The organism is Streptomyces sp. NPDC020780, assembly GCF_044334475.1.
GTDB lineage: Bacteria > Actinomycetota > Actinomycetes > Streptomycetales > Streptomycetaceae > Streptomyces.
Map to the genome: position 1 here is coordinate 378429 of NZ_JBIRTB010000007.1, position 21442 is coordinate 399870.

17 protein-coding genes are annotated in these 21442 nt (G+C 67.9%); 2 read left to right on the top strand and 15 right to left on the bottom strand.

From position 1 onward, the window contains the following. Window positions 1–938: 938 nt before the first annotated feature. From ACH4VO_RS16395 to ACH4VO_RS16450, 12 genes are all read right to left on the bottom strand, one after another. Window positions 939–1358, bottom strand: a complete 420-nt coding sequence (locus ACH4VO_RS16395) for a hypothetical protein (protein ID WP_360998129.1) — start codon at window positions 1356–1358, stop codon at window positions 939–941. A 195-nt stretch (window positions 1359–1553) separates the two neighbouring features. Continuing rightward, window positions 1554–1829, bottom strand: a complete 276-nt coding sequence (locus tag ACH4VO_RS16400) for a hypothetical protein (protein ID WP_360998127.1) — start codon at window positions 1827–1829, stop codon at window positions 1554–1556. A gap of 30 nt (window positions 1830–1859) precedes the next feature. Then, complete coding sequence (locus tag ACH4VO_RS16405; RefSeq protein ID WP_360998126.1) at window positions 1860–6551, bottom strand: putative T7SS-secreted protein; 4692 nt, start codon at window positions 6549–6551, stop codon at window positions 1860–1862. Next, entirely contained in the window at window positions 6551–7198 is a 648-nt protein-coding gene (locus ACH4VO_RS16410; RefSeq protein WP_360998125.1) for a hypothetical protein, read from the bottom strand. Before ACH4VO_RS16410 ends, ACH4VO_RS16405 begins: the two co-directional genes overlap by 1 nt. Beyond that, on the bottom strand, window positions 7195–7725 hold the full coding sequence (locus ACH4VO_RS16415; RefSeq protein WP_360998123.1) for an SseB family protein: 531 nt from the start codon (window positions 7723–7725) through the stop codon (window positions 7195–7197). Before ACH4VO_RS16415 ends, ACH4VO_RS16410 begins: the two co-directional genes overlap by 4 nt. Next, complete coding sequence (locus ACH4VO_RS16420; protein WP_360998122.1) at window positions 7706–8287, bottom strand: hypothetical protein; 582 nt, start codon at window positions 8285–8287, stop codon at window positions 7706–7708. Before ACH4VO_RS16420 ends, ACH4VO_RS16415 begins: the two co-directional genes overlap by 20 nt. A 974-nt stretch (window positions 8288–9261) precedes the next feature. Further along, complete coding sequence (locus ACH4VO_RS16425; RefSeq protein WP_360998121.1) at window positions 9262–10170, bottom strand: PfkB family carbohydrate kinase; 909 nt, start codon at window positions 10168–10170, stop codon at window positions 9262–9264. 114 nt (window positions 10171–10284) lie between these two features. Continuing rightward, entirely contained in the window at window positions 10285–11286 is a 1002-nt protein-coding gene (locus ACH4VO_RS16430; RefSeq protein WP_360998119.1) for an SIS domain-containing protein, read from the bottom strand. A gap of 74 nt (window positions 11287–11360) precedes the next feature. Continuing rightward, window positions 11361–12200: an ABC transporter permease gene (locus ACH4VO_RS16435; protein ID WP_360998117.1), complete on the bottom strand. Its 840-nt coding sequence runs from the start codon at window positions 12198–12200 to the stop codon at window positions 11361–11363. Beyond that, complete coding sequence (locus tag ACH4VO_RS16440; protein WP_360998115.1) at window positions 12197–13024, bottom strand: ABC transporter permease; 828 nt, start codon at window positions 13022–13024, stop codon at window positions 12197–12199. Before ACH4VO_RS16440 ends, ACH4VO_RS16435 begins: the two co-directional genes overlap by 4 nt. Window positions 13025–13068: 44 nt before the next feature. Then, window positions 13069–14340: a spermidine/putrescine ABC transporter substrate-binding protein gene (locus tag ACH4VO_RS16445; protein WP_360998114.1), complete on the bottom strand. Its 1272-nt coding sequence runs from the start codon at window positions 14338–14340 to the stop codon at window positions 13069–13071. 16 nt (window positions 14341–14356) lie between these two features. Then, window positions 14357–15529, bottom strand: a complete 1173-nt coding sequence (locus ACH4VO_RS16450) for an ABC transporter ATP-binding protein (RefSeq protein WP_360998112.1) — start codon at window positions 15527–15529, stop codon at window positions 14357–14359. Between the two features lie 235 nt (window positions 15530–15764). On the opposite strand from ACH4VO_RS16450, the gene ACH4VO_RS16455 reads away from it, so the two are divergent. Beyond that, complete coding sequence (locus ACH4VO_RS16455) at window positions 15765–16859, top strand: LacI family DNA-binding transcriptional regulator (RefSeq protein WP_360998110.1); 1095 nt, start codon at window positions 15765–15767, stop codon at window positions 16857–16859. A gap of 859 nt (window positions 16860–17718) precedes the next feature. On the opposite strand, the gene ACH4VO_RS16460 is transcribed toward ACH4VO_RS16455, so the two are convergent. After that, entirely contained in the window at window positions 17719–18198 is a 480-nt protein-coding gene (locus tag ACH4VO_RS16460) for an ATP-binding protein (RefSeq protein WP_360998108.1), read from the bottom strand. Between the two features lie 385 nt (window positions 18199–18583). Between ACH4VO_RS16460 and ACH4VO_RS16465 the strand changes: the two genes are divergently transcribed. Further along, window positions 18584–18799 (top strand): hypothetical protein, encoded by a 216-nt coding sequence (locus ACH4VO_RS16465; protein ID WP_360998106.1) that lies wholly within the window; start codon window positions 18584–18586, stop codon window positions 18797–18799. 130 nt (window positions 18800–18929) lie between these two features. Here ACH4VO_RS16465 and ACH4VO_RS16470 read toward each other — a convergent pair whose 3' ends face one another. Together ACH4VO_RS16470 and ACH4VO_RS16475 are read right to left on the bottom strand one after the other, a co-directional pair. Continuing rightward, window positions 18930–20039, bottom strand: a complete 1110-nt coding sequence (locus ACH4VO_RS16470; protein ID WP_360998104.1) for a MarR family transcriptional regulator — start codon at window positions 20037–20039, stop codon at window positions 18930–18932. An 806-nt stretch (window positions 20040–20845) separates the two neighbouring features. After that, window positions 20846–21442, bottom strand: a 597-nt coding sequence (locus tag ACH4VO_RS16475) for a transposase (RefSeq protein ID WP_398440953.1), incomplete at its 5' end; no start/stop codon positions are given.

Here is a 21442-nt window from a genome sequence, read left to right on the forward strand (position 1 = left end):
AGTCGAGGCGAAACGATGTGCCGGAACCCGCAAATTCTACCTTCCTCTTCGCGCCGGTTATGAGCTTCCTGAGGGAGCCGAGGAGGATAGCAGAAAGATAGGTCATCATTTTATGGACTGGAGTGTGGCCTGCCCCCCACCCCTTTTTCTCCTCACATGTGATATCTCCGAGATTGAACCCCCACTCGGCTCTCCCTTTTCCGAGCGTACCGAAACCTCAATTTGATCACGCCGCTATCCGGCGGATGACGATCCAGTACTCGTCGTCCTCCTCGGAAACCGCGAACAAGATTTTACCGTCTGCTGACAAGCTGAGGAACTCGGGTGAACCAGTTGCTGCGGCAATGCGGGAGGGGAGGCCGTCTCCGCCGGTGTCTCTCACCCGGACCCAGCCGATAGAGGAACCCCCGCCTCCCGGCGGCAGAATAATGAATTCTCCGGCCCCCTGGCGGGGCGAGTCGATCGGCAGCGTGAATTTGCCACTGGTGGTCGACCTCGTCAAGTGCGGAGGGGTGCCGTGCGATAGTTTTGTCGCCTCTACATCCACTCTAGTAACGAAATGAATGGCTGTTACGGGAGAGGGTGCTGACGTGGGCGTTGCTCCCTCGATTGCCGTCAAACTGCAAGAACGCAGAGTTTCTCGTCAACTCCGGACCTCACCTTCGGGCATTCTCAGTCCTCTTCCTCGAATAATAATAATGGGGCGCTCGGTTTCGTTACTGCAAGTCCGGACCCCAGAGATGCAGACTCGCCCCGAGACGGGGCAGCACGAGCCGCGAAGACTGGTGAGTTCGACAACACCTCCGGTGCCCGCCAACCCTGGTCCGGATGAACATAGGCTTCGATGAGACTGGACGCACTTTCCGCTTCCCTGGCCGATTACTGCACGGCCCTTTTTGAGAAAGCACCAGTCTTGGAGTGCCTCATGAACCGGCCCATCATGTACCGGCGTTCCGTCCGGCCCCACCGTCTACACGAAAACCCAATGCATTGCCTGCGGCGATGGAAATTTTCAGGAGTCTTTGGCGGCTCACGGAGGGTACGGAGAATTCATTTTCTATGACGAAGGAGAGGAAACGTGACGGCAGGTCGATATTGTAAGTTTCGACGTATGCTGCCAGGTCCAAACGCCACACGAACTGGCCATCTGACATCAGTGACGAACCGCCAGGAACTTGGAAGGACTCCTCGATGACATCTGATGTTTTTTCCATAATGTCAAAAATCGGATATCCAGACTGCAGATATCCCACTATTTTTGACTTAGGGTAGGAAGTCTGGCTTCGCGCCTTCCCTTTGATTGATTCGCGAAACACCTCCGAATCACCGGAATGCATTTCCTGGAAAAATCCGATCATTTCCACACGGTTACCCAATTGAGATCGGGGAAGCCTTGCAGTATCCACCTCTGTCGATCTGTGACATGTGCCCGGTACCCATAATCGATGTTGTTCCCACCTTCTCGATCGGGGCCCGCACGGCTATTCTGAACTCGTCGGCGACCTGCTGGGCGATCCGGGAACCGTCCGGCCCTGAGTGGCATATCGCGAGCCTCACGAACCTTCGCTGAGCCATTTGGTGAGGAGATTTGTGAACTCTTCATCCGAGATGGTGTTAGTGCTAGAATTGAACCCTCGCCAGGCGAGCGCTCGCTGGAGAATGTCTATTGGAATTCCGAATGCGCTGTTAAATACGGCTACGAAGGAAACCGGGCCGAATGCCGGGCCAAGAGTATCCTTTGCCAATGTTGCAAGCTCGGTTGCATTCGAGCCTTCGTGGTGGGCCGTTCGCAGGGTGATCGCAACCTGTTGTACAAAATTATTACCCATGGATATTCCGTTTCTCCTTCTTCTGGGTGGCTAGTGGAGAGGTGGTCTGAATACTACGCCGACGTGACTGTAATCTCCATGTGGGCCTCTCAGTTCGACGATGTCGACTTCCGTGAAGCCATGACGCGCGGCCATTTTACCGGTGAACGTGGATCGTGCAGCAGATTCAAGGGCTTGCATGTCACCCGGGGAGGAGCTTCGTGCGGCGGAATTGAAGGAATCCAAATTATCTCGCAAAGTCCCTCCGTTCTGCCAGTAACCCTTGACGCCCTGTACGTCGTCTCCGAAATTTCTTATGGCGTTATCGAACATCTCTGAACCGCGCGGGGTGTCCGGCCCCTTCTCGATAACCAGACTCATGATGCCCCGGGAGTCCAACTCCGCCACGATGCCCTTCCCGCTGGGGTAGACATCCATGTACGGGCAGGGTGCGAGGCCGAGAGGGTCTACCCAAGCGTGCGGGTTGCGCACGTACGCGACGGGATTGGGTGAGGCCTTCAAGCCGAGCGGGTCCGAGGTCAGGTACCGGGCTGTCGCAGGGTCGTAGTGGCGGAAGTAGTTGTAATGCAAGCCCGTTTCGGGGTCGTAGTACTGCCCTGGGAAGCGTAGCGGCGTGTAGGTGGTGCTGTTCGCGGCCCAGGTGGTCATGCCCCAGAGCGTGCTCCGTGTGCGCCACGCGATCCGGCCCTCGCCGTCGACGAGTTCGCTGGGTGCGCCCGTAAGATCCGTGACGATGGCGAAGAAGCGCGCGTCGATCTGTTCCTGCGGGGCATCGGCGGCGGTGATGCGTTCTCTCTGAGCCAGGGGCTGCAGGCCCTGGTGGTCCCAGGTGAGGGTGACCGGGTGGGGTAGCTCGGTGGACGTGGTGGTCTGCTCGCACAAGGTCGTTTCGTCCCAGGTGAACACCACCCGTTCGACGACCGTTTCCCCGTCTTCCGCCAGGCGTAGTTTCGCGGTGCGGCGTCCCAGCGGGTCGTAGGTGTAGCGCCAGCGGGTGCCGTCTGGGGTGACGACCGAGGTGAGGTGGTCCTCGGCGTCCCACTCGTAGCGCCAGGTGTCCGGATTGCGAGACAGTCGGGTTTTCTGCCTGAGGGTGATCCGGCCGAGGGCGTCGTGTTCGTAGCGGATATCGCCTGCACGGGTGATGCGGGTTCCAACGTAGGTGCGAGCGCCTACTGCCTCCTGGTCGGGGTGGTCCGACGGCCAGGTTGCCTGGATTTGATTGTTGGCCTCATCGTAGGCATAGGTCTCAGTCCAGTTGGCTGCGTGGACCGCCGTCACCCGACCGATCGCGTCGAGGTCGAAGCGGCGGGCGCCTGAGAGATGGTCGAGGGTGCTGAGGAGATGGCCGTCAGCGCGGTAGGTGTACGCGCGCTGTTGGACCAGGCTGCCGTCCACCCCCGCCATCGCCTGGGTGGTCAGGCGGCCCAGGGTGTCGAAGGTGTGCTCCAGAGTCAGCGTCTCACCGATGAGGCGGGTCAGCTCGCGGCCGGCCTCGTCATAGGCGAAGTCGATGGCCCAGCCGGAGGCCAGCATGCTGGTGCGGCGTCCGGCTGCGTCGTATGACCAGGTCGTTGATGCGCCGGACGGGGTCCTACGGCCCGTACGACGCCCCAGCTCGTCGTACGAGTAGGTCATCAGGCGGCCGTCGACTGTCTCCTCGCGCACCCGGCCGAATCGATCTCGCAGTACCGTCAGTGTGCTGCCGCTCGGTCCGGTGGCCTGCGCTACTTGATCGGTCAGGTCGTAGATGTACGTAGTGACCTCGCCAGCCGCGTCCTTACGGAGCACCTGGCCCAGCTCGTTGCGTTCGAGCCGCACCGTCTGGCCCAGGGCGTTGGTACGCGAGACGAGCCTGCCCATGGCATCGCGTGTGTAGGTCAGAGTGCGGCCGTCGAAGTCGGTCTCGGAGGCCAGGCGCCCGGCCGCGTCGTAATTGTAATTCCACGTCAAGTCCTGAGTGTTGATAACTCTCGTCAGCCGCAGCTCGGTGTCGTGCTCGAACTCGTGGCGTATCCCGTCCGCTCCGGTGCTGGCAGCGAGCAGATCGAAGTGGGTGTACTCGAACCGGGAGACACCACCCATGGGATCAGTGTGACCGGTGCAGTTGCCCTCACCGTCATATGTCCACGCCTCGCTCGCGCCGTCCGGGGCTGTACGGCGGGAGAGCCGGCCCTCCACCGTCCATTCCACATGGATCGTGGCACCGGTCGGATCGGTGATGGCGACGGGGCGGCCGAAGGCGTCGCGTTTGTAGCGGGTCACTGCGCCCAGCGGGTCGGTGACCGCCGACGGCAGTCCGGTCCGGTCCAAGACAGTGTGGGTGGTGTGGCCGAGTGGGTCGGTCACGGCCGTCAGGTGTCCGGCCTCGTTGTACGCGAAGAGAGTGGTCATGCCAGCCGGATCGGTCACCGATGTTCGGTTGCCGCACTCGTCGTAGGTCTGTCGGGTGATTGTTCCGTCCGCGCCCTTGACCCGCACTGGTAGGCCGAGGGCGTTGTATTCGGCGGTCAACTCTCGCCCGTCCGGGCGTACCACCGAGGTGAGGCGACCATGCTCGTCGTATGTGGAGCGGGTGGTGTGGCCGAGGGGGTCTGTGACGGAGAGCAGGCGGTGGAAGCGGTCGTACTCGAAGCGGTTGACCGCCTCCAGGGGGTCGATCTCAGCGACGACCTGTGAGCGGTCGTTGATCAGGTATCGGGTGGTGTGGCCGAGGCTGTCCGTCATGGACGTCATGCGCAGGCCGGTGGCGGGGTCGGTGTCGTCCCAGGTGAAGTGGGCTTCGAGGTGGCCGTTGGTGCCGCCTTGATGGACGCAGCGGTCTTGGTCGTCGTAGACGTACTCGTACCGGCTGTTGTTGGTGTCCGTCCACGCGGTGATGCGCCCGAGTTCGTCGCAGTGGAAGCGCAGGGGTTTGCCTGAGGAGTTGGTGACTGCGGTGAGGTGGCCGTCGGTGTAGCCGTAGCGGAGGATTTCCTGGTCGGTGCCGTCGGGGGCGGCGCCTGCCAGGTGGAGGGCGGTTATTCGGCCCTCGTGGGTGGTGATTTTCAGGTGGTAGCCGCCGTGGTGCACGATCGAGGTCGGAGCACCTGTCTCGTCGTACTCGAAGGTGATCCATCTGCTGTTGCGGTCGTCGATCTGGGCCAGGAGCGCCAGCTCCCCGGTGGGTTGGTCGACGAAGTGGCGGACGTGGCCGGTTTCGGGGTCGGTGACGGTGTAGCCGTCGTCCACCCGGTCCAGGGGCCAGCGCCTGCCGTGCGTGGGCATGACGGGGGCGCCGGGGGCGGGATGCGGGTAGGCGAGGAGGCTGCCTTCGTTGCAGCTGAAGACGATGCCTTCCGCGTCGATCTCCAGGCGTTGGTCGACCGTGCTCGACCATCCGGTACCGAACCAGCGGCCGGCACGGTAGGAGGAGTCGAAGACGCGCTCGAAGACCAGGGGCAGTGATCCCGGCAGCACGATGTCCGTCTGGGGGAGCAGCATGCGCCCGGTCGCGATGTCGACGGGGTCTGCTGCGCACTTGACCTCGCTGCACTTCTTGGCGTTGGACTCGGGGTTCTTCTCGTGCCCTTGCCGGTTCTTGCCCTTGGGGCGTTCGATGAGGTCTTTCATTCCGGCCCGCAGGCCGCCCTTGAGCAGGCCACCGCCCTTGGTGCCGACCAGTTCGGGGAGGAGGCGCCCGAAGAATTCGGAGGGGTCTCCCTTGGCCGCGTCCCAGGCGTTCTTGAGTGTCCGATCCGGGTTGGCGGCGCTGGAGACGAGGCCGGCGAGCGTCATGTTGACGCCCTTGTAGTACTCGGCCGGGTGCGTGATGGTGTACGGGTCCAGTGGGTGGACCGAGCGGACGAAGTTCACCAGACCCGCGGTGCCCTTGATGACACCACCGCCGACGTGGGCCAGCTCGATGCCCTGGCCGACCCCGTAGTCGAAGAGTTCCTGCTTGGCCCGGTCCAAGCCGGTGGGTTCCTTCGGTGCGTGGGCCATCGCCGCGGTGATCAGGCTCTTCGCCGCTTCGGCGGCTTCGTCGCGTGCCCGCCGTGCACGCTGAAGGGTCTCCTGCGCCTGTTGCCGCTTGACCATGCCCGGATCGGAGAACTTCCCCGGGTGCGGGAGTGGATGGTCGGTGTTGCGGACCGCGTTGTACGCCTCCGCCTTCTCCTTGAACGCGGCAGCAGCCGTCTCGTAGTCCTGCTTGCCCTCCTTGTAGAGAGCGATCGCCTCGCCGGCTTTGCTCTGCGCGCTGGTGACTGTGTGCGCGTACGTCTCCAACGCCGCGGCCGCGTCCTCGAAAGCCGCAGCCGCGCGCACCCAGTCGGTCGGCAGTGTCTGGAACTTCTCCCGGAAGGTGTCGGCGGCCACACCCTTCCAGTGACCCGAGTCGAGCTTCTTCATCCCGCTGCCGACGAGGTCGAAGGCGTGTCGGAAGTCACGCAGGTTCTTCACCGCCGCGGCGATCTTCTCCGGCCTGCCGTGGATCAGCTCGTCCGCTTCCTCACTCTGCCCGAGTTGCTGCTCACCGACCTGCGCACCCAGGGAGGACGCGGTCTCGTCCCCCCAGTCCTCGACCTTGTCCGCCCACTCGTCGGCACCGACCTTCTCCAGGCCGGCGCCGAGCACATCGGTGCCCTTGTCGATCCCCTCGCCGACGATCTCCTTGCCCTTGTCGACAAGGTTCCCCGCTCCGTCGTACAGGTCCCCGGCGAACTCCCCCCAGTCCGGCATCAGTCGCCCTGCCCCCATCGCGGCTGTTCGGCCTGGTCGATCGTCTCCTGCGACGGATCAAGCTGTTCCCTCAGCCGTTCATCCGCCGCTGCCCGCACCGCCGGGTCCACCAGCCCGTTACGCTCCATGGAGTCGAGGGCGGCGTCCTCCACGTCGTAGGTGGTGTCCCGCCAGGTCTGCTTCACCTCGCCGTGGGCCTCACTCATCGACTCCCGGCTCCAGTCCGCCCCGTCGTACGGGGACTGCCCGCTGACCGCGTCCCAGCTCATGGCCTTGACCTCCTCCTCGGAGGCGTGCGGATTGCCGTTCACGGAGTTCACACCGATCTTGAACGAGTCCTTGATGTACTGCTCCTGCTCCGCGAACGAACCCGCCGACAGGCCGACCCCGAGGGCGAAGCCGTTCCCCCTCTGCGTCAAGGCCCGGACACCCCACTCCCAGCGGTTGCAGAACGTCTCGAACTCCGACGTCAGCCCGCCATGCCCCAACTCCAGTCCCGACAAAGCGAGATCGGAGAAACCCCGCCCGGTGGACGCCTGCCCGACGAAGCCGAGTTCCTTCAACTCGGCGTGCGCCAGATCGATGCCCTTAGCGATCTCCGCCAAGGCCGCCGGCGGCACGTGAAGATCAGAACTCTCCCCACTCATCGCGTCCCCCCGAGATCCACCGCGACCGAGTCCGGCACGATGCCTGCCACGGGCGGGAACAACATCCCGCCGTCCTCGCTGCCGGCATCCAGCGCCACCCCCGCCGGACCCGGCAGCAACGGCACCATCACATCCAGCAACCGCGCCCCCAGCACCGCCCGGTACGCCCACTCCCGCCCGGCATCCCCCCGAGCCCGCGCGAACCGGGCCAGCGCCTCCTCGTCCGAGAACGCGCAGATCCACCGCACCCCGTTCTGATCGGCCGACCACAGGTCTCCATTGCCATCCAGCGGCACCAGCACCGCCGTACGCCGGAACTCGCCCAGCAGCACAGCGAACTCCCTGCGAGCCGTTCGCATCCGGGCATCCTCGGACTCCAGCGGCTTTGCTGCCCGCACGGGCCTTGCCGTCTGCGCCGGCTTCTCGACCGGCAGACTCTCCGGCGACGGATCCGGGAGAACCCCCAAGTCCTCCAGTTTTGAGCGCCTCGGCTGCTGCTCCGGTATCTCATCCCCACCCGTGGTCATGCGAAGGATCATCACATGTACGAATTTCCGTCTGCAACGCTGTTCCCGGCCGTTGGCCGGAAACCCGCCGGGCAGGGCCGGACGCGCGGCTCTGAGCCGTCTTGTCCTTGGCGGGCTCCCGGTGCCGGCGCAGTTCTGTCACCGCCTCCGCCGCCTCCCTGCGCACCTCGGGATGGTGGTGTCGGTGGAATCGCTCGACGACCGCCAGTGCCGCCTGATCGTGAGTGCAGCCGAGGACTGCCAGGACATAGGTGAGGAGCGAGGGCTCGAAGCCATCCAGCTCAGCTGCGAGCGGCTTGATCAGCCGGTAGGGAAGTTCGTAGTGCGTGGAGGCGGTGCAGACTGCGTGCAGCGCGGACTCCTTCACCGGGTAGCCCTCATCGGAGAGCGCAACGGTGACGAGGCGTTCGACAGCCCACTCAGCGTCGGCCTGCGTCAGACGGCCCGTCTCCAGGACATCGCTGACGACATCGACGCAGAGGTCCCGGCGGTCCCCATCGCGGTTCTCCAACTTCTCCCAGGCCGATTCGATCAATGCTGTCAGGCTCTGATAACCGTCCACGGCCAGAGCATAGGAGGCGGTCGCAGTTCAGAAGTGGGTGTTTCGGGCCCCCGGGGCCCGGGCCTCGTGGGCTTCGGTGGTCAGGGCAGGCGTGTGAGGTCGCGGAGTTGGCCGACCAGGGTGTGGACGTCGCGTGCGGCTGGTGGCTCGGCAAGGGGTGCCGGGGTGATGGGGTGGCAGGTGTGGCAGAGGCCGTCGGGGAGTGCTTCGGGTGGGCCGGGGCGGCCGCATTCGGTGCATTCGGCCAGGAGGCGGCGTGCTGGGGTGGCGGTTGTGGTGCGGTCGGGGTTGCTGGGCTGGTGCGGGGGGAGTTTGTCGGTGAGGCGGCGGCGTACGAAGCCGATGGGGGAGCCGACCTGTGCGGGGAGGCCCGCGGTGAAGGCCTGGGTGAGGTAGTCGGCGTTTACGCCGCGTGCGAACCATGCGGCGGCCAGGGGTTCCAGGACGCGGCAGTCGGCTGCGGAGAGGGCCAGGCGCGTGTCCGTGCGGCCGAGTCGGGCCAGGGCGAGGTAGGCGGGGGAGTGGTTGTCGCCGGGGTGCGCTGCGCGGGCACGGCGGGTGCTACGGGTTCGGGGTGCGACACGCTTGCGGGGATGGCCTGGGGGCAGCCTCGGGAGCGGTCCCGGTCGGCTGCGGTGCGGGCTCGGACGGGGTGGCGGGTGTGGGGGCTGCCCTCAAGGACGCAGTGATGACCGGGGCTTGTGGACCGGCGTAGGCGTCGGCCGACCTCGGTGCGGGCGGCGCTTCCGGCGGGGTGGGCTGGTGGCTCTCGGTGGTCAGGAAGGTGTCCCACCATTCGTTGTCGTGGGCGGTGCGTGACCAGTAGGTGCGGGAGACCCAGCGGACCTGGTCCCGTTCGCCGGCGAGGCAGCGTACGCGCCAGGGGCGTTCGGCCGGCTGCTGGGGCACCCCCGGGCCCGTCGGCCGAGGTGACGGCTCCGGCCCGCTCGGCTCCCGTCGTCCGCATCGTCGTGTCAGCGGCCGGTGTGCTCGGTCGGGCTTCGTTCGCCGGTGCTGGCCGTCGGCGTCGGACGGCCCCAGCCGAAGGCTGCCTCCACGAAGCACTGGTTGTACGCCGCGAGCGCGCCGTGCCGCAGGGCGCGGTGCATCGCTTCGCGGTCCGGAGAGGTGTGCCGAGTCCATCCGTCCCGTAGGAGTGACACGAGGAATCCGGCGAGGAAGGCGTCCCCGCAGCCCATCGTGTCGCACATGGTGGCGGGGTCCGCCGCGTGAGCCGGTGTGGTGGCCGTGACCGTGCCGTCGTAAGCGATCGCCCCGTCGAGGCCGCGAGTGGCCACCGCGATGCCCGCCCCCCGTCGCACGGTCTCGGCGAGCAGGGCGTGCGTGGTGGCCTCGTCCAGGTGCGAGCAGGACAGCAGGGCCAGGTCGATGTGCGGGCAGACGCGGTCGAGGTAGGCGGGTGTGCGGTATTCCTCCTCGTCGGAGAAGTCGAAGCTGATCAGCGGGCCGGCGGCGGAGAGTTCGGCGAGTCCGGACTCGGTGCCGGAGTAGACGCTGGAGTGCACCACGGCGAACGACGCCGCGTACGCCAGCAGACCGGCGTCCAGGGCGAGTGGCTCGCGGACCGCGTCGCCGCCACCGTCGTAGCCGAGGAACACCCGGTCGCCGTCCCGCACCTCCAGGGTGGAGACCGAGGTCCTTCCGTGGCGCACCACGCTCCGCTCGACGGCGACGCCCTGTGCCGCTACTGCCGTGCGCAGGAAGGCGCCGAGGTCGTCATCGCCGAATACGCCCAGGTAGGCGGCGTCCATACCGAGCCGGTGGGAGTAGACGGCGACGTTGACGCAGTTGCCGCCGGGGTAGTCGGTGCCGCGGTCCACGAAGCGGTCGACGGTGTTGTCACCGAAGCCGAGGACGTTCATCAGGGTCTCCCAGGGCGCGGGTGCGGCGTGGAGGAACGCCGCACCCGCCGTGGGCGCGCCGGCGAGGAGGCGCCGGCGCGCGGGGTGGACGGACGAGGGGAATCGGTCCGGCGGTCAGTAGTCCATGACGCGGTAGTAGCGGCGCAGATCGAGGGAGTGGTCGCGAGCCCGCTCCAGGTGCTTGCTGACCCGGTCCATCACGGTGTCCATCACGAGCGGGGAGAGCAGCCCGCGGAACTCGGGGCTGATGCCCTCCAGGGGGTAGTCACGGGTGTCGAACACGGTGACGTCCTTGGAGACGCGCTTGGCGAACGCCTCGGCCCGGTCGGTCAGCGCGCGCGTCTCGTCCTCACCCTGGAAGACGATCACGCTGGTGTCCTCCTCCAGCAGCTCCAGTGAACCGTGGAAGAACTCCGCGCTGTGCACCCGGGTGGTGCGCAGCCACTGCATCTCCTCGAGGATGCACATGGAGTACAGGTAGGTGTATCCCCACAGGTTCCCGCCACCGATGAGGAAGTGGTAGTCGTCGTCCTTGTGGGCGTCCGCGAAGGCCGCCGCGACCGGCTCGGCCTGCCGGGCGACGTCCACCAGGATGCGCGGCAGGCCCGCGAGTTCGTCGGCGAGGCGCTCGTATCCCTCGAACTCCCCACGGTGGGAGAGCAGTCGGCCCAGGAACAGCAGCAACTGGACGTCGAACGGCCATGCCTTGGGTTCGGAGATCAGCGCGGTGTCGACGTTCTGCGCGAGGGGTGAGTCGGCGATGCCGGTGAAGCCGATCGTGTGGGCGCCCCGGGACTTGCAGTACTCGACGGCGCGGAGGCTGTCCTCGGTGGTGCCGGAGACGGAGGTGAAGACGGCGGCGGTGCGCTCACCGATACGAGCGTCGCCGGAGACGACCAGCTCCGCGGCGACGGCGGCACGGACGGGGAGCAGCGAGGACCGCCGCGCGAGGTGCTCGTAGGGCCACATCTGCGCGTAGGTCCCGCCCGCGCCCACGAGCAGGATGTTGTCGTACCCCTCGTCGACGAGACGGTCGACGACCTTCTCGATCTGGGGGCGCAGCGCCACGAGGCTTGCCGTCTGGGAGACGAACTCGGTTTCGTTGAAAGAGAGCACGGTGATGTTTTCCTTCGGGATTGTTCCGTACCGGCCGGCGTGTGCCGTGAGCCGGGGTCCTGAAACCGGCCGGGTCAGGCCGCGCGGCGCCGGGAGAACAGGACGTTCCCGCCGGCGATGAGGAGGCCGCCGACGAAGATCAGCGTCCCCATGACATTGACCTGCGGCGGCACGCCCGTACGGCTCGCGCTGTAGACCCACAGGGGGAAGGTGACCGTCCGGCCGGCGTTGAAGCTGGTGATGACGTAGTCGTCGATGGACAGGGCGAAGCACAGCAGGGCACCGGAGGCCACGCCGGGCAGCAGCATCGGCAGGGTTACCAGCCGGAACGCGGTCCAGGGGCCCGCCCCCAGGTCACGGGCTGCTTCCTCCAGCGTCGGGTCGTGCCCCGCCATGCGCGCCCGTACGGTGATGGCGACGTACGGGATGCAGAACGCCACGTGCGCGATGACGACCGTCCAGTAGCCGCGCGGAACACCCATGACGATGAACAGCGACAGCAGGGCGGCCCCGAGGGCGATCTCGGGTGCCGCGATGGCGGCGAAGATCAGGAGATCCACGGAGCCCCGGCCGCGGAAGCGGTAGCGGCCGAGGGCCAGCCCGATCGGGGTGCCCAGCAGGGTGGCGACCACGGCGACGACCAGGGCGACGGTGAGACTGTTGACCAGTGCGGCGGTCAGGTTGGGAATGGCGAACAGGTGCCGGTACCAGTTCAGGGTGAAGCCCTGCCAGGTGAAGTTCACCTTGCTGCCGGTGTCGTTGAAGCCGAACAGCACCATGACGGCGATCGGCAGCAGCAACCAGGCCAGTACGAGCGCGGAGTACAGAGTCAGGGTCGGACGGCGGCGCCCGGCCCGCCGGGGTTTCGCCGCGGCGGGCAGGTCGAAGGCGGGGGCGGTGGTCTGTGTGGTCATCGCGCGGCCGCCTCGAACACGTCATCGGTACCCAGCGCCCGGGCGTAGGTGAACACGGCCAGCAGCAGCGCGCCCATGAGGACGAACGACAGGGCGGCGGCGCCCGGGTAGTCGAGGTTGGTGAAGTACTCGGTCTGAATGATGTTGCCGATCATGGTGGTGGAGGGGCCGCCGAGGATGCCGGCGTTGACGTAGTCGGCCGAGGCGGGCACGAAGGTCAGCAGCACTCCGGCGAAGACGCCGGGCAGCGACAGCGGCAGCACCACGCGCAGAAACGTTCCTGCCCGGGAGGCGTACAGGTCGGTGGAGGCCTCGATCACCTTGGGATCCACTCGTTCCAGGGCGACGTACACGGGCAGCACCATGAACGGCAGGAAGTTGTACGTCAGTCCGCCGATCACCGCGTAGGGCGTGGCCAGCAGGTGGAAGTCGGCGGGGAGCAGGCCCCAGTCCTTGAGCGGCCCGAGCAGGACGCCGTTGTCTGCGAGCACGACGTTCCACGACTGGGTGCGGATGACGAAGGAGACGAAGAACGGCAGCAGGAGGACGAAGAGGAACACCGACTTGTGGCGGCCGGCCCGGAAGGCGATCCAGTAGGCCACCGGGTAGCCGATGGCAGCGCAGGCGACGGTGGCGGCAGCGCCGTAGACCAGGGACCGGACGAGCTGCACGTGGTAAGTGCGCACCACGTCGGCGTAGGTCTGGAAATGGAAGGTCTGGCGGAAGCCGTTGACGAAGTCGCCGGTCTGGAGCGACAGCGACACCATGACGATCACCGGGGTGACGAAGAACGCGGCCAGCCACAGCCAGCCCGGGAGGATCATCCAGTAAGGGGCCCACGCGGCCCCGGGACGGCGGCGGCGCCGGGTCACGCTTGGTAGATCGGTTCGAACAGCGCGTTCCACTGCTTCTCCTCCTCTTCGTCGAGCACCCGCAGGTGGCGCAGTTTGGCTTTGTCGGCCTCGGTCGGGAAAACCAGGGGACTGGTGCTCAGAGCGTCGAGTACGGTGCGCTGCTTGCCGGTGGCGGCGGCCGCGTCCCGTGCGACGAATCGCTGGGCTTCGGGGACGGGGCAGACGAACTGCACGGTCTCGCTGATCCTGGCGGCGACCTCGGGCCGGTAGGCGTAGTCCATGTAGGTGAGTGCGTCGACGGGGTGGGAGGCCGTCGACGGGATACAGAGGTTGTCGGTCCACAGCAGACCGCCCTCGTCGGGGATGACGAACTCCAGTTCCGAGCCGCTCTGGTTGGCCTGGAAGACGTCGCCGGAGTACACCAGCGAGGCCACCAGGTCACCGCGCTGCAACGAGGACTGGTACGTGGCGGTGCTGTAGGAGCGGACCATGCCGGCGTCGCGCTGCTTGCGCAGCCAGGCCGCCGCCTTGCGCCAGTCGCCGTGGGTGGAGGTCTCCGGGTCGACGCCGACGGCCAGCAGGGCGATGTTGCCCATCTGGACCGCGTCGTTCCACATGCCGACCTTGCCGTGCAGCTTCGGGTCGAGCAGGTCCTGCCAGCTGGTGATCTTCCGGCCGAGTCTGGCCGGGTCGTAGCCGATGCCGGTCATGCCGGACTGCCAGGGCACGGTGTAGACGTTGCCGGGGTCGAAGGAGGAGTTCCTGAACGCGGATCCGCCGTACTCGGCGAAGGTGGGCAGCCGGCTGTGGTCGAGCGGGGCGAGGTAGCCGAGCTGGATGTACTTCGTGAGGTAGCTGTCGCCGCCGACGACCATCAGGTCGTAGCCGATGCCCTGACCTGAGGCGAACTCGGGCTGGATCTTGCCGAACCAGGAGGCGCTGTCGTCGATCAGCTCGCTGTAGGTGACCTTGATGCCGCTCTCGCGGGTGAAGGCGTCGAGGGTGGGGTGCTTGCCCTGGTCGGCGCGGTCGACGTCGATGTACTGCGTGTAGTTGACGAAGTCCAGCTTTCCGGACCCCTTCTTGCCGGTCCAGAAGTCACTGACCGCCGCAGCGATCTCCGCCTTGCCGGTGGGAACGTGAACGCGTGCGCCGGGAACGCTGCACGCGGCGAGCGGGGAGAGTGCGGCGGCGCCGAGCGCGGCGCGCAGCAGACCCCGCCGGGAGAGACGGCGCTCGGTCAGCCCGCGCAGCCGGGGCGCGGAGGATGTGGAGTGCTCGGGCATGGTGGTCTGCCTGTCGTCAGCGCGGAGTGAGGGCACCCGGGGCCGCGGCGGTCGCCGCGGGGGCCGGTGCGGTGGTGAGCAGGTAGGAGTGGGAGGTGGCCCACGACAGCCAGACGGTGTCGCCGCGGGCCGGGTTGACCGGGGCGGAGCCGTCGTTGGGCTGGAAGACGGTCATTTCCGCGCCGGTGGCGGTGTCCACCGTGTAACTGGTGGAGGTGCCGAGGTAGACCACCTCCCGGACGGTGCCCCGGACACGGCTGGCGCTGTCGGCAGGCCCGCTGGTCAGGGTGATCTTCTCCGGGCGCACCGTGACTTCGACGATCGTCCCGGCGCTGTGCGAGCCGCGCAGAGGGACGGTGACGCGCTGGCCGTCGCCGAGGTCCAGCACCCCGGTGTCGGTACCGACTGAGGTCAGGCACCCGCCGATCAGGTTGGAGGTGCCGATGAACCCGGCGACGAACGCGGAGGCAGGCCGTTCGTAGACCTCCTGGGGCGGGGCGACCTGCTCGACCAGGCCGTGGTTCATCACCGCGATCCGGTCGGACATGGTCAGCGCCTCGGCCTGGTCGTGCGTGACGTAGATGAAGGTGATGCCGACCTCGCGCTGAATCCGCTTGAGTTCCAACTGCATGGACTGCCGCAGCTTGAGGTCGAGGGCGCCGAGCGGCTCGTCCAGCAGCAGTGCGCGCGGGCGGTTGACCAACGCGCGAGCGAGGGCGACGCGTTGCTGCTGGCCGCCGGAGAGCTGGCGTGGCCGGCGGTCGGCCTTGTCGGTGAGCTCGACGGTGCGCAGGATCTTCTCCACGCGGTCGCGGATCTCCTCCTTGGGCACGCGTTTGCGGCGCAGTCCGAAGGCCACGTTGTCGGCGACACTCAGGTGCGGGAAGAGGGCGTAGGACTGGAAGACCATGTTGATGTCACGCTTGTTGGCCGGCACGCCGACCATGTCGCGGCCGTGCAGCAGGATCTGTCCGCCGGTCGGCTCCTCGAACCCGGCGATCATGCGCAAGGTGGTGGTCTTGCCACAGCCCGACGGTCCCAGTAGCGAGAAGAACTCGCCCTCGTGGATGGAGAGGTTGACGCCGCGGACGGCTGCCGCGTCCGGGGCGCCGCCGAAGCCCTTGACCACGTCGACGAGGGTGATGGCCGGGCCTGTGGCCGGTGGCGGCGAGGGGGTGTCGGTTGCCATCCGTGGTACCTCCGGTGTTCGGGGCGGGAGAATCGGGGCCGGGCATGGGCAGGAGCTGCCGTGGCCGGCCGGGGAGAAGGCAGGCGGGGCGGGGGCCGATGAACTTTGATAACGTTACCAACCGGCTCGTACCTTACCCATCGGAAGGCACTGTCCGTCAATGGTTGAATGGCGGCGGATTTCATCGACCCGTTCCTCGGCGTCCGCCGAGCCGTCACCTGTGAAGAGACCGCCCATGCCGAGCCCCCCACGTCCGCCGCGTCGCGTCACCATCCCCGACGTCGCCCGGCATGCCGGCGTGGGACAGGCCACCGCCGCCCGGGCCCTGGGTGGATACGGCTCCGCGAGCGCGGCCACCCGGGAGCGGGTGCTGGCCGCCGCCGCCGAACTCGGTTACAGCACCAATGCCGTGGCCCGCAGCATGATCAGTGGGCGCACCAACACCCTCGGCGTGGTCGTCGCCGACGTGGAGAACGCCTACTTCGCCCGTGCGGTGCGCGGAGTCACCGACATCGCGGCCAGAGCCGGCCTCCAGGTCGTCCTCGCCAACAGTGACGAGTGCGCCGAGACCGAGCGGTCCGCAGTGCAACTGTTCATGGAGAGGCGCGTGGACGGGCTGGTCGTGGCGCCCGCCGGCGCCGATCACGAGCACCTCGACAGGGCCGTGGCCTCGGGTGTTCCCGTGGTCCTCCTGGACCGTGTGGTGAGCAGTGCGGCACTGGACACGGTGGTGGTGGACAACCGCGGCGCCGCCAAGGCCGCGGTGTCGAGGTTCACCGGCGAGGGTCACACCCGCATCGCGGTGATCACCTCCGCGTCCCCCGACGAGAACGCGACGATGCTGGCGCCGGGCGCGGACATCTGGACCACCACCGAGCGGCTCACCGGCTACCGGCACGCCCTGCGCGCCGCGGGCATCCCACGCCAGGCGGAGCTGATCCGGCACACCGGATACGACCGGGCCCGGGCGCGCTCCGCCGTGCGGGAACTGATGACAGGCGAGGACCGGCCCACCGCGCTGTTCACCACCGACAACGTGGCCACGCTCGGTACCCTCGACGCCCTGCTCGACCTCGACGCCCGTATCCCCGCTGACGTCTCCGTCATCGGTTTCGACGACGCCGACTGGGCCACGCTGGTCAGGCCCCAGCTGAGCGTGGTCGGCCAGCCGGTGCAGGAGCTGGGCCGGCTCGCGGCCGACATCCTGGTCCGCCGTGTCAACGGCTCCACGGCCAAGCCCCGCCGCCACACCCTGCGCACCACCTACATCCCCCGCGAGTCGACCGGTCCCGCCCCGGCGCGGGTACGACAGCTGACGACGGGCCGGTGACCGAGGAGCACGGGCAGGTGCGCGGACCCCGCCGGGGTGCGGCGAGTGCCTCCGGGCGGCGATCTGCCGTCCGGCGGAGGCGGAGGAGCGCGGAGGAGCGCGGAGGAGCGCGGAAGAGGGCTGTCCGGGAGCCGGTGGTCATGCGTCTGCCCGGATACCCGGGTGTGACGGTGGTCCGCCGGCGATGTCCGGGACGTCCGGACGTCACTGCTGTGATCACGGCTGCGCAGCCGGTGTGGACAATCCCGTTCACCCGGCTGAGCCCTCGAAGCTTCACGTGAATCGGTAAAGGGCTGTCCCGCACTTCCCGGCGGGTACGCGACGACAGCTACGGCACCTCGCCGCGTTGCCGGAACGTCCGCATATACATCCAGGAACTCGGGTGAACCAGTTGCTGCGGAAATGCGGGAGGGTGGGCCTACTCCGTCTGCGCCGGCTTCTCGACCGGCAGGCTCTCCGGCGACGGATCGGGGAGAACCCCCACGTCCTCCGGTTTGAGCGTCTCGGCCGCTGCTCCGGTATCCCGTTCCCACCCGTGGTCATGCGAAGGATCACCACATGTACGAATTTCCGTCTGCAAGGCTGTTCCCGGCCGCCGGCCGGAACCCGCCGCATGGGACACGAACCTGCTCGGCCCACCAGTGCCCGGCAGATCCGGACGCCGTCGCCGCGGCCCCGCTGACCCTGCCGACCATGGTCGTCGGCTCTCAGCCCGTCGGCATCGGACGGGAACGCCACCCCGTCTCAGGTCGCCTCGATCGCCACGACGCCCCGGCATCCGGCCGCCCGGCAGCCAGATCATCTCGCCGACCGTCAGGACACCCCCGAAACGTCGCTCGCTCCCGCTGCGCGGCATGCGTCACGGGGAGATCTCCAGGACCGCCCACACCGTCTTGCCCGGCCCGTCCGGGCTGGGATACCAGCCCCAGCGGTCGGTGAGGGCGGCGACGAGGAGCAGGCCGCGGCCGCCGTCCTGGTCGGGCGACGCGGGTCCGGCGGCGGGACCGGGGAGGTGTTCGCCCCGGGTGTCGGTGACCTCGATGCGAATGGCCGTGCCCTCGGCCGTGATCCGGAGGCGGAAGTCGCGGCCGGACACGTGACCATGGCGCACCGCGTTGCTGCTCAGTTCGGCGACGGCCAGCGTCAGCGCGTCGTGCGGATCGCTTCCGTACGGGATGCCCCACGCGTCGAGGCGTTCGCCGGCCAGGCGCCGGGCGAGTCGGGCGCCGCGCGGGGTCGAACTGAAACGCATCGTGAACTGGTGCCACGGAAAACGGGCGTGAGAGGTGCGAGCGGAAGGTGCAGGGCGCACGGGAAGGGGCGGTTTCTTGCTGGTCATGCCATGAAGCTGACGCATCATGGCTCTGTGTGACCAGGGGTGACGCGCTGTCGCCGCACCGTTGTACGCGGTAGGGACAGGGCATGTACGCGAAAGGGGCAGGCGGCGGGCAGAGAGCCAGTTGCTGTCCGGCGAGCGGTCAACCGGTCATCACCGTGGACGCGGAAAAGAAGGAGACCTTGGGCCGGGACGCGGTCGGCGGGCAGGGATGGCACCGGGCGGAGGCCCCGTGCGGCATCCACGCCGCTGTGGCGGGGGCCGAGCACTGACCCGACCGGCCTTCCCGATTGGCGGGGCTGCTGCAGTGGCGTTTGAGTGGACGACGTGGTGTTCGAGTAGACCACAGGTCCCGAATCCCTTCCCGTCGAAGAATGCGAGTACCGCTGTGATCGTCAAGAAGCTGCACGATTCCGGAATCCGCTCCGAGCACGCCTACGCTGCCGGATTCGTCTCCATCGGCCTGAGCGTCGTCTCCTGGAACGCGTCGATGCGCATGGAGAAGAAGGGTGAGGAACGCGCGGACCGTTGGGGCATTTTTGTCGGAGAGTGGGCACCCACGTTCTTCGCCCTGGGCCTCGCGTTGGCCAACTACGAGAAGTAGCACAGAGCCCTGGTGGGCTCGCAACCAGGCCTGTCGGTGTCAGTGCGCAGCCCGGCACCGCCGGGCGGGAAGGGCCTGTCGGGCCCCTCTGGAGCCTCAGGCTCCGGAGCCTTCGATGGTGGCGCGGTGGTCAGGGCAGTCGAGTGAGGTCGCGGAGTTGGCCGACCAGTGCGTGGACGTCGCGTACGGCAGGTGGCTCGGTGGGGGCCGCCGAAGGGTAGTCCGGGGCGGTGGGGCGGCAGGTGTGGCAGAGGCCGTCGGGGAGTGCTTCGGGTGCGCCGGGGCGGCCGCACTCGGTGCATTCGGCCAGGAGACGGCGTACCGGAGCAGAAGCCGTGGTGCGGGCGGGGCTGCTGGGCTGGTGCGGGGGGAGCTTGTCGGTGAGGCGGCGGCGTACGAAGCCGATGGGGGAGCCGACCTGTGCGGGGAGGCCCGCGGTGAGGGCCTGGGTGAGGTAGTCAGCGTTTACGCCGCGTGTGAACCATGCGGCGGCCAGGGGCTCCAGGGCGCGGCAGTCGCCTGCGGAGAGGGCCAGGCGCGCGTCTCTGCGGCCGAGTTGGGCCAGGGCGAGGTACGCGGGGGAGGAGCGTGCGGCGGGGGCCCCCGCAGGGGCGCGCTGCGGGGGCACGGTGGGTACTGCGGGCGCGGGGTTAGCCATGTGCGCGGCGGCGGCCTCTGCGGCGATCGCGGTCGGCTGCGGGACGGGCTCGGGCGGGGCGTCCGGCGGTGAAGGCGCCGTCAGAGGCACCGCTGCGACCGGGGCCGGGGCCGGGGCCGGGGTCTGTCGACCGGCGTCGGTCGACAGGGGAGTGGGTGCCGCTGCACGTGGGGGAGTGCTGTTCGCGGTGGTCAGGAAGGTGTCCCACCATTCGTTGTCGTGGGCGGTGCGGGACCAGTAGGTGCGGGAGACCCAGCGGACCTGGTCCCGTTCGCCGGCGAGGCAGCGTACGCGCCGTAGATGTCCGGCCACGCCGAGGGCCTTGAGGGCGCTGGAGACGGCCATCTGCCCGTACAGGGGCAGGTGTCTGGCCAGGGACTTGATGTCCATCGCGGCGCCGTCGGGGAGCCGGTCGACGTAGGCGGCGATGCACCGCTCGCGCTCCGGCATCAGGGCGAAGTCGTCCGGTCGGGGCGGGTGTTGGCCCGGGGCGGTGCGTTTGCCGTAGCCGGGGCGGGCTTTCGCGTACGGGCGCGAGGATGCGGGTGCGCGAAGGGCAGGGCTAAGGTGCTCGGTAGCCACGAGATCGTCCGTTTCGATCTTGGGGTGAGACCCCGGCCGGTGCTTGCTACACCGCGTCGGGGTCGATTCGTCTGGGGCACCGTAAGCAGCCGTGACGTTGCGCGGCAACTTGATCACCTTTAGTCATATCAGCTGGCCGTGACGGGTCAGGGAGGGTGGGGAGGTTTTCCCAAACCCTTCTTTTACCTACCGGGTGAACAACATCGCTCGAATCCCGGCGCTCGCATCCCGACCCCCGAATCCCGAAGCTCAAGCGCCGGGTTCGGCCCCCGGGGGACGTCCCTCCAACGGGTGACCGATCCGCCCTCGACGCTCGAAGCTCGACGCCTGAGCCCCGAGCGCCGGGCCTGCCCGGGCCATGCCTCGGTCGAGGAAGCGAAGGGGTCGGAGAAGAGCGCTGCCCCCCGGCGGGTGCCCCTGGAGGTCGCCGACCGTGCCGTAAGCGTCGTGGTCACCACCGATACCCGGCTCGGCGGCAGAAGAGCAGGCCCGTGTCGCGCCAACGGCGCAGACGGTGAGCCCGTCTCCCGGCTTTTGGGACGAGGGGCTTTCGTGGCCGCCCCGCTGTTGGAATCGAACGGGCCCCGGTTGGACCATGAAAGCCCCCGGTCAACAATGAGCCGAGTTGCCCGAACACCCACTAACCTCGAAGTTTCGTGACGGTCCGCCGACGGAGTCGGTGGACCGTTTTCGTGCTGTGGGCTGAGGGCGGGCAGGGCGAGGGCCCGAGTGTCGTCTCGGGGTGGCGCCGGGTTCCACTGCTCCGGTTGGGGAAGGGCTGTCGTAGGGACGGGTGGATCTGCTGGTCAGCCTGGGTTCGGCAGGAGTGCGAGCCGTTCGAGGGCGGCGGTGATGTGGCGGGTCCAGGGCCAGTGCCGGGCGAGGCGGAGGATCCGCCGGCGGCCGGTGGTCACCAGCTGTCCTGCGGTGGTGAAGAGGCGGAGCCGCAGGCGGCGGGGCTCCCAGAGACGGGCCTTGCCGGTCAGCGCGAGCATCGGCATCCAGGCCAGCAGGTCGAGAGCGATCTGCACGATCTCCAGCCAGACCTTGTTCTGGGCCGTGCGGTGCAGAGGCAGGTTGCGCAGGCCGGTGGCCCGGGCGGCCCGGATCCGGTCCTCGGCCCTCGCCCGCCGGCGGTGACGGAGCTCGAGTTCGGCGATCGGCCGGTCGGTGGTGTTGGTCGCGAAACAGGTCAGCCTCATGCCGTCCGCGTCCGTGAGCCGCAACTGGGCCCCGGGATGCGGCCGTTCCTTCCTCACGATCAGCCGCATGCCCTTCGGCCAGCCGTCCAGGACGTCGCCGGTGAGCTCGGCGACCCAGGCCCCGTCCCGGACCTCGCCGTCCGCCTCGACGGCCGGCGTCCAGGCGGACGCGGGAACCTTGAGGACGTGCTGGTGGATCGC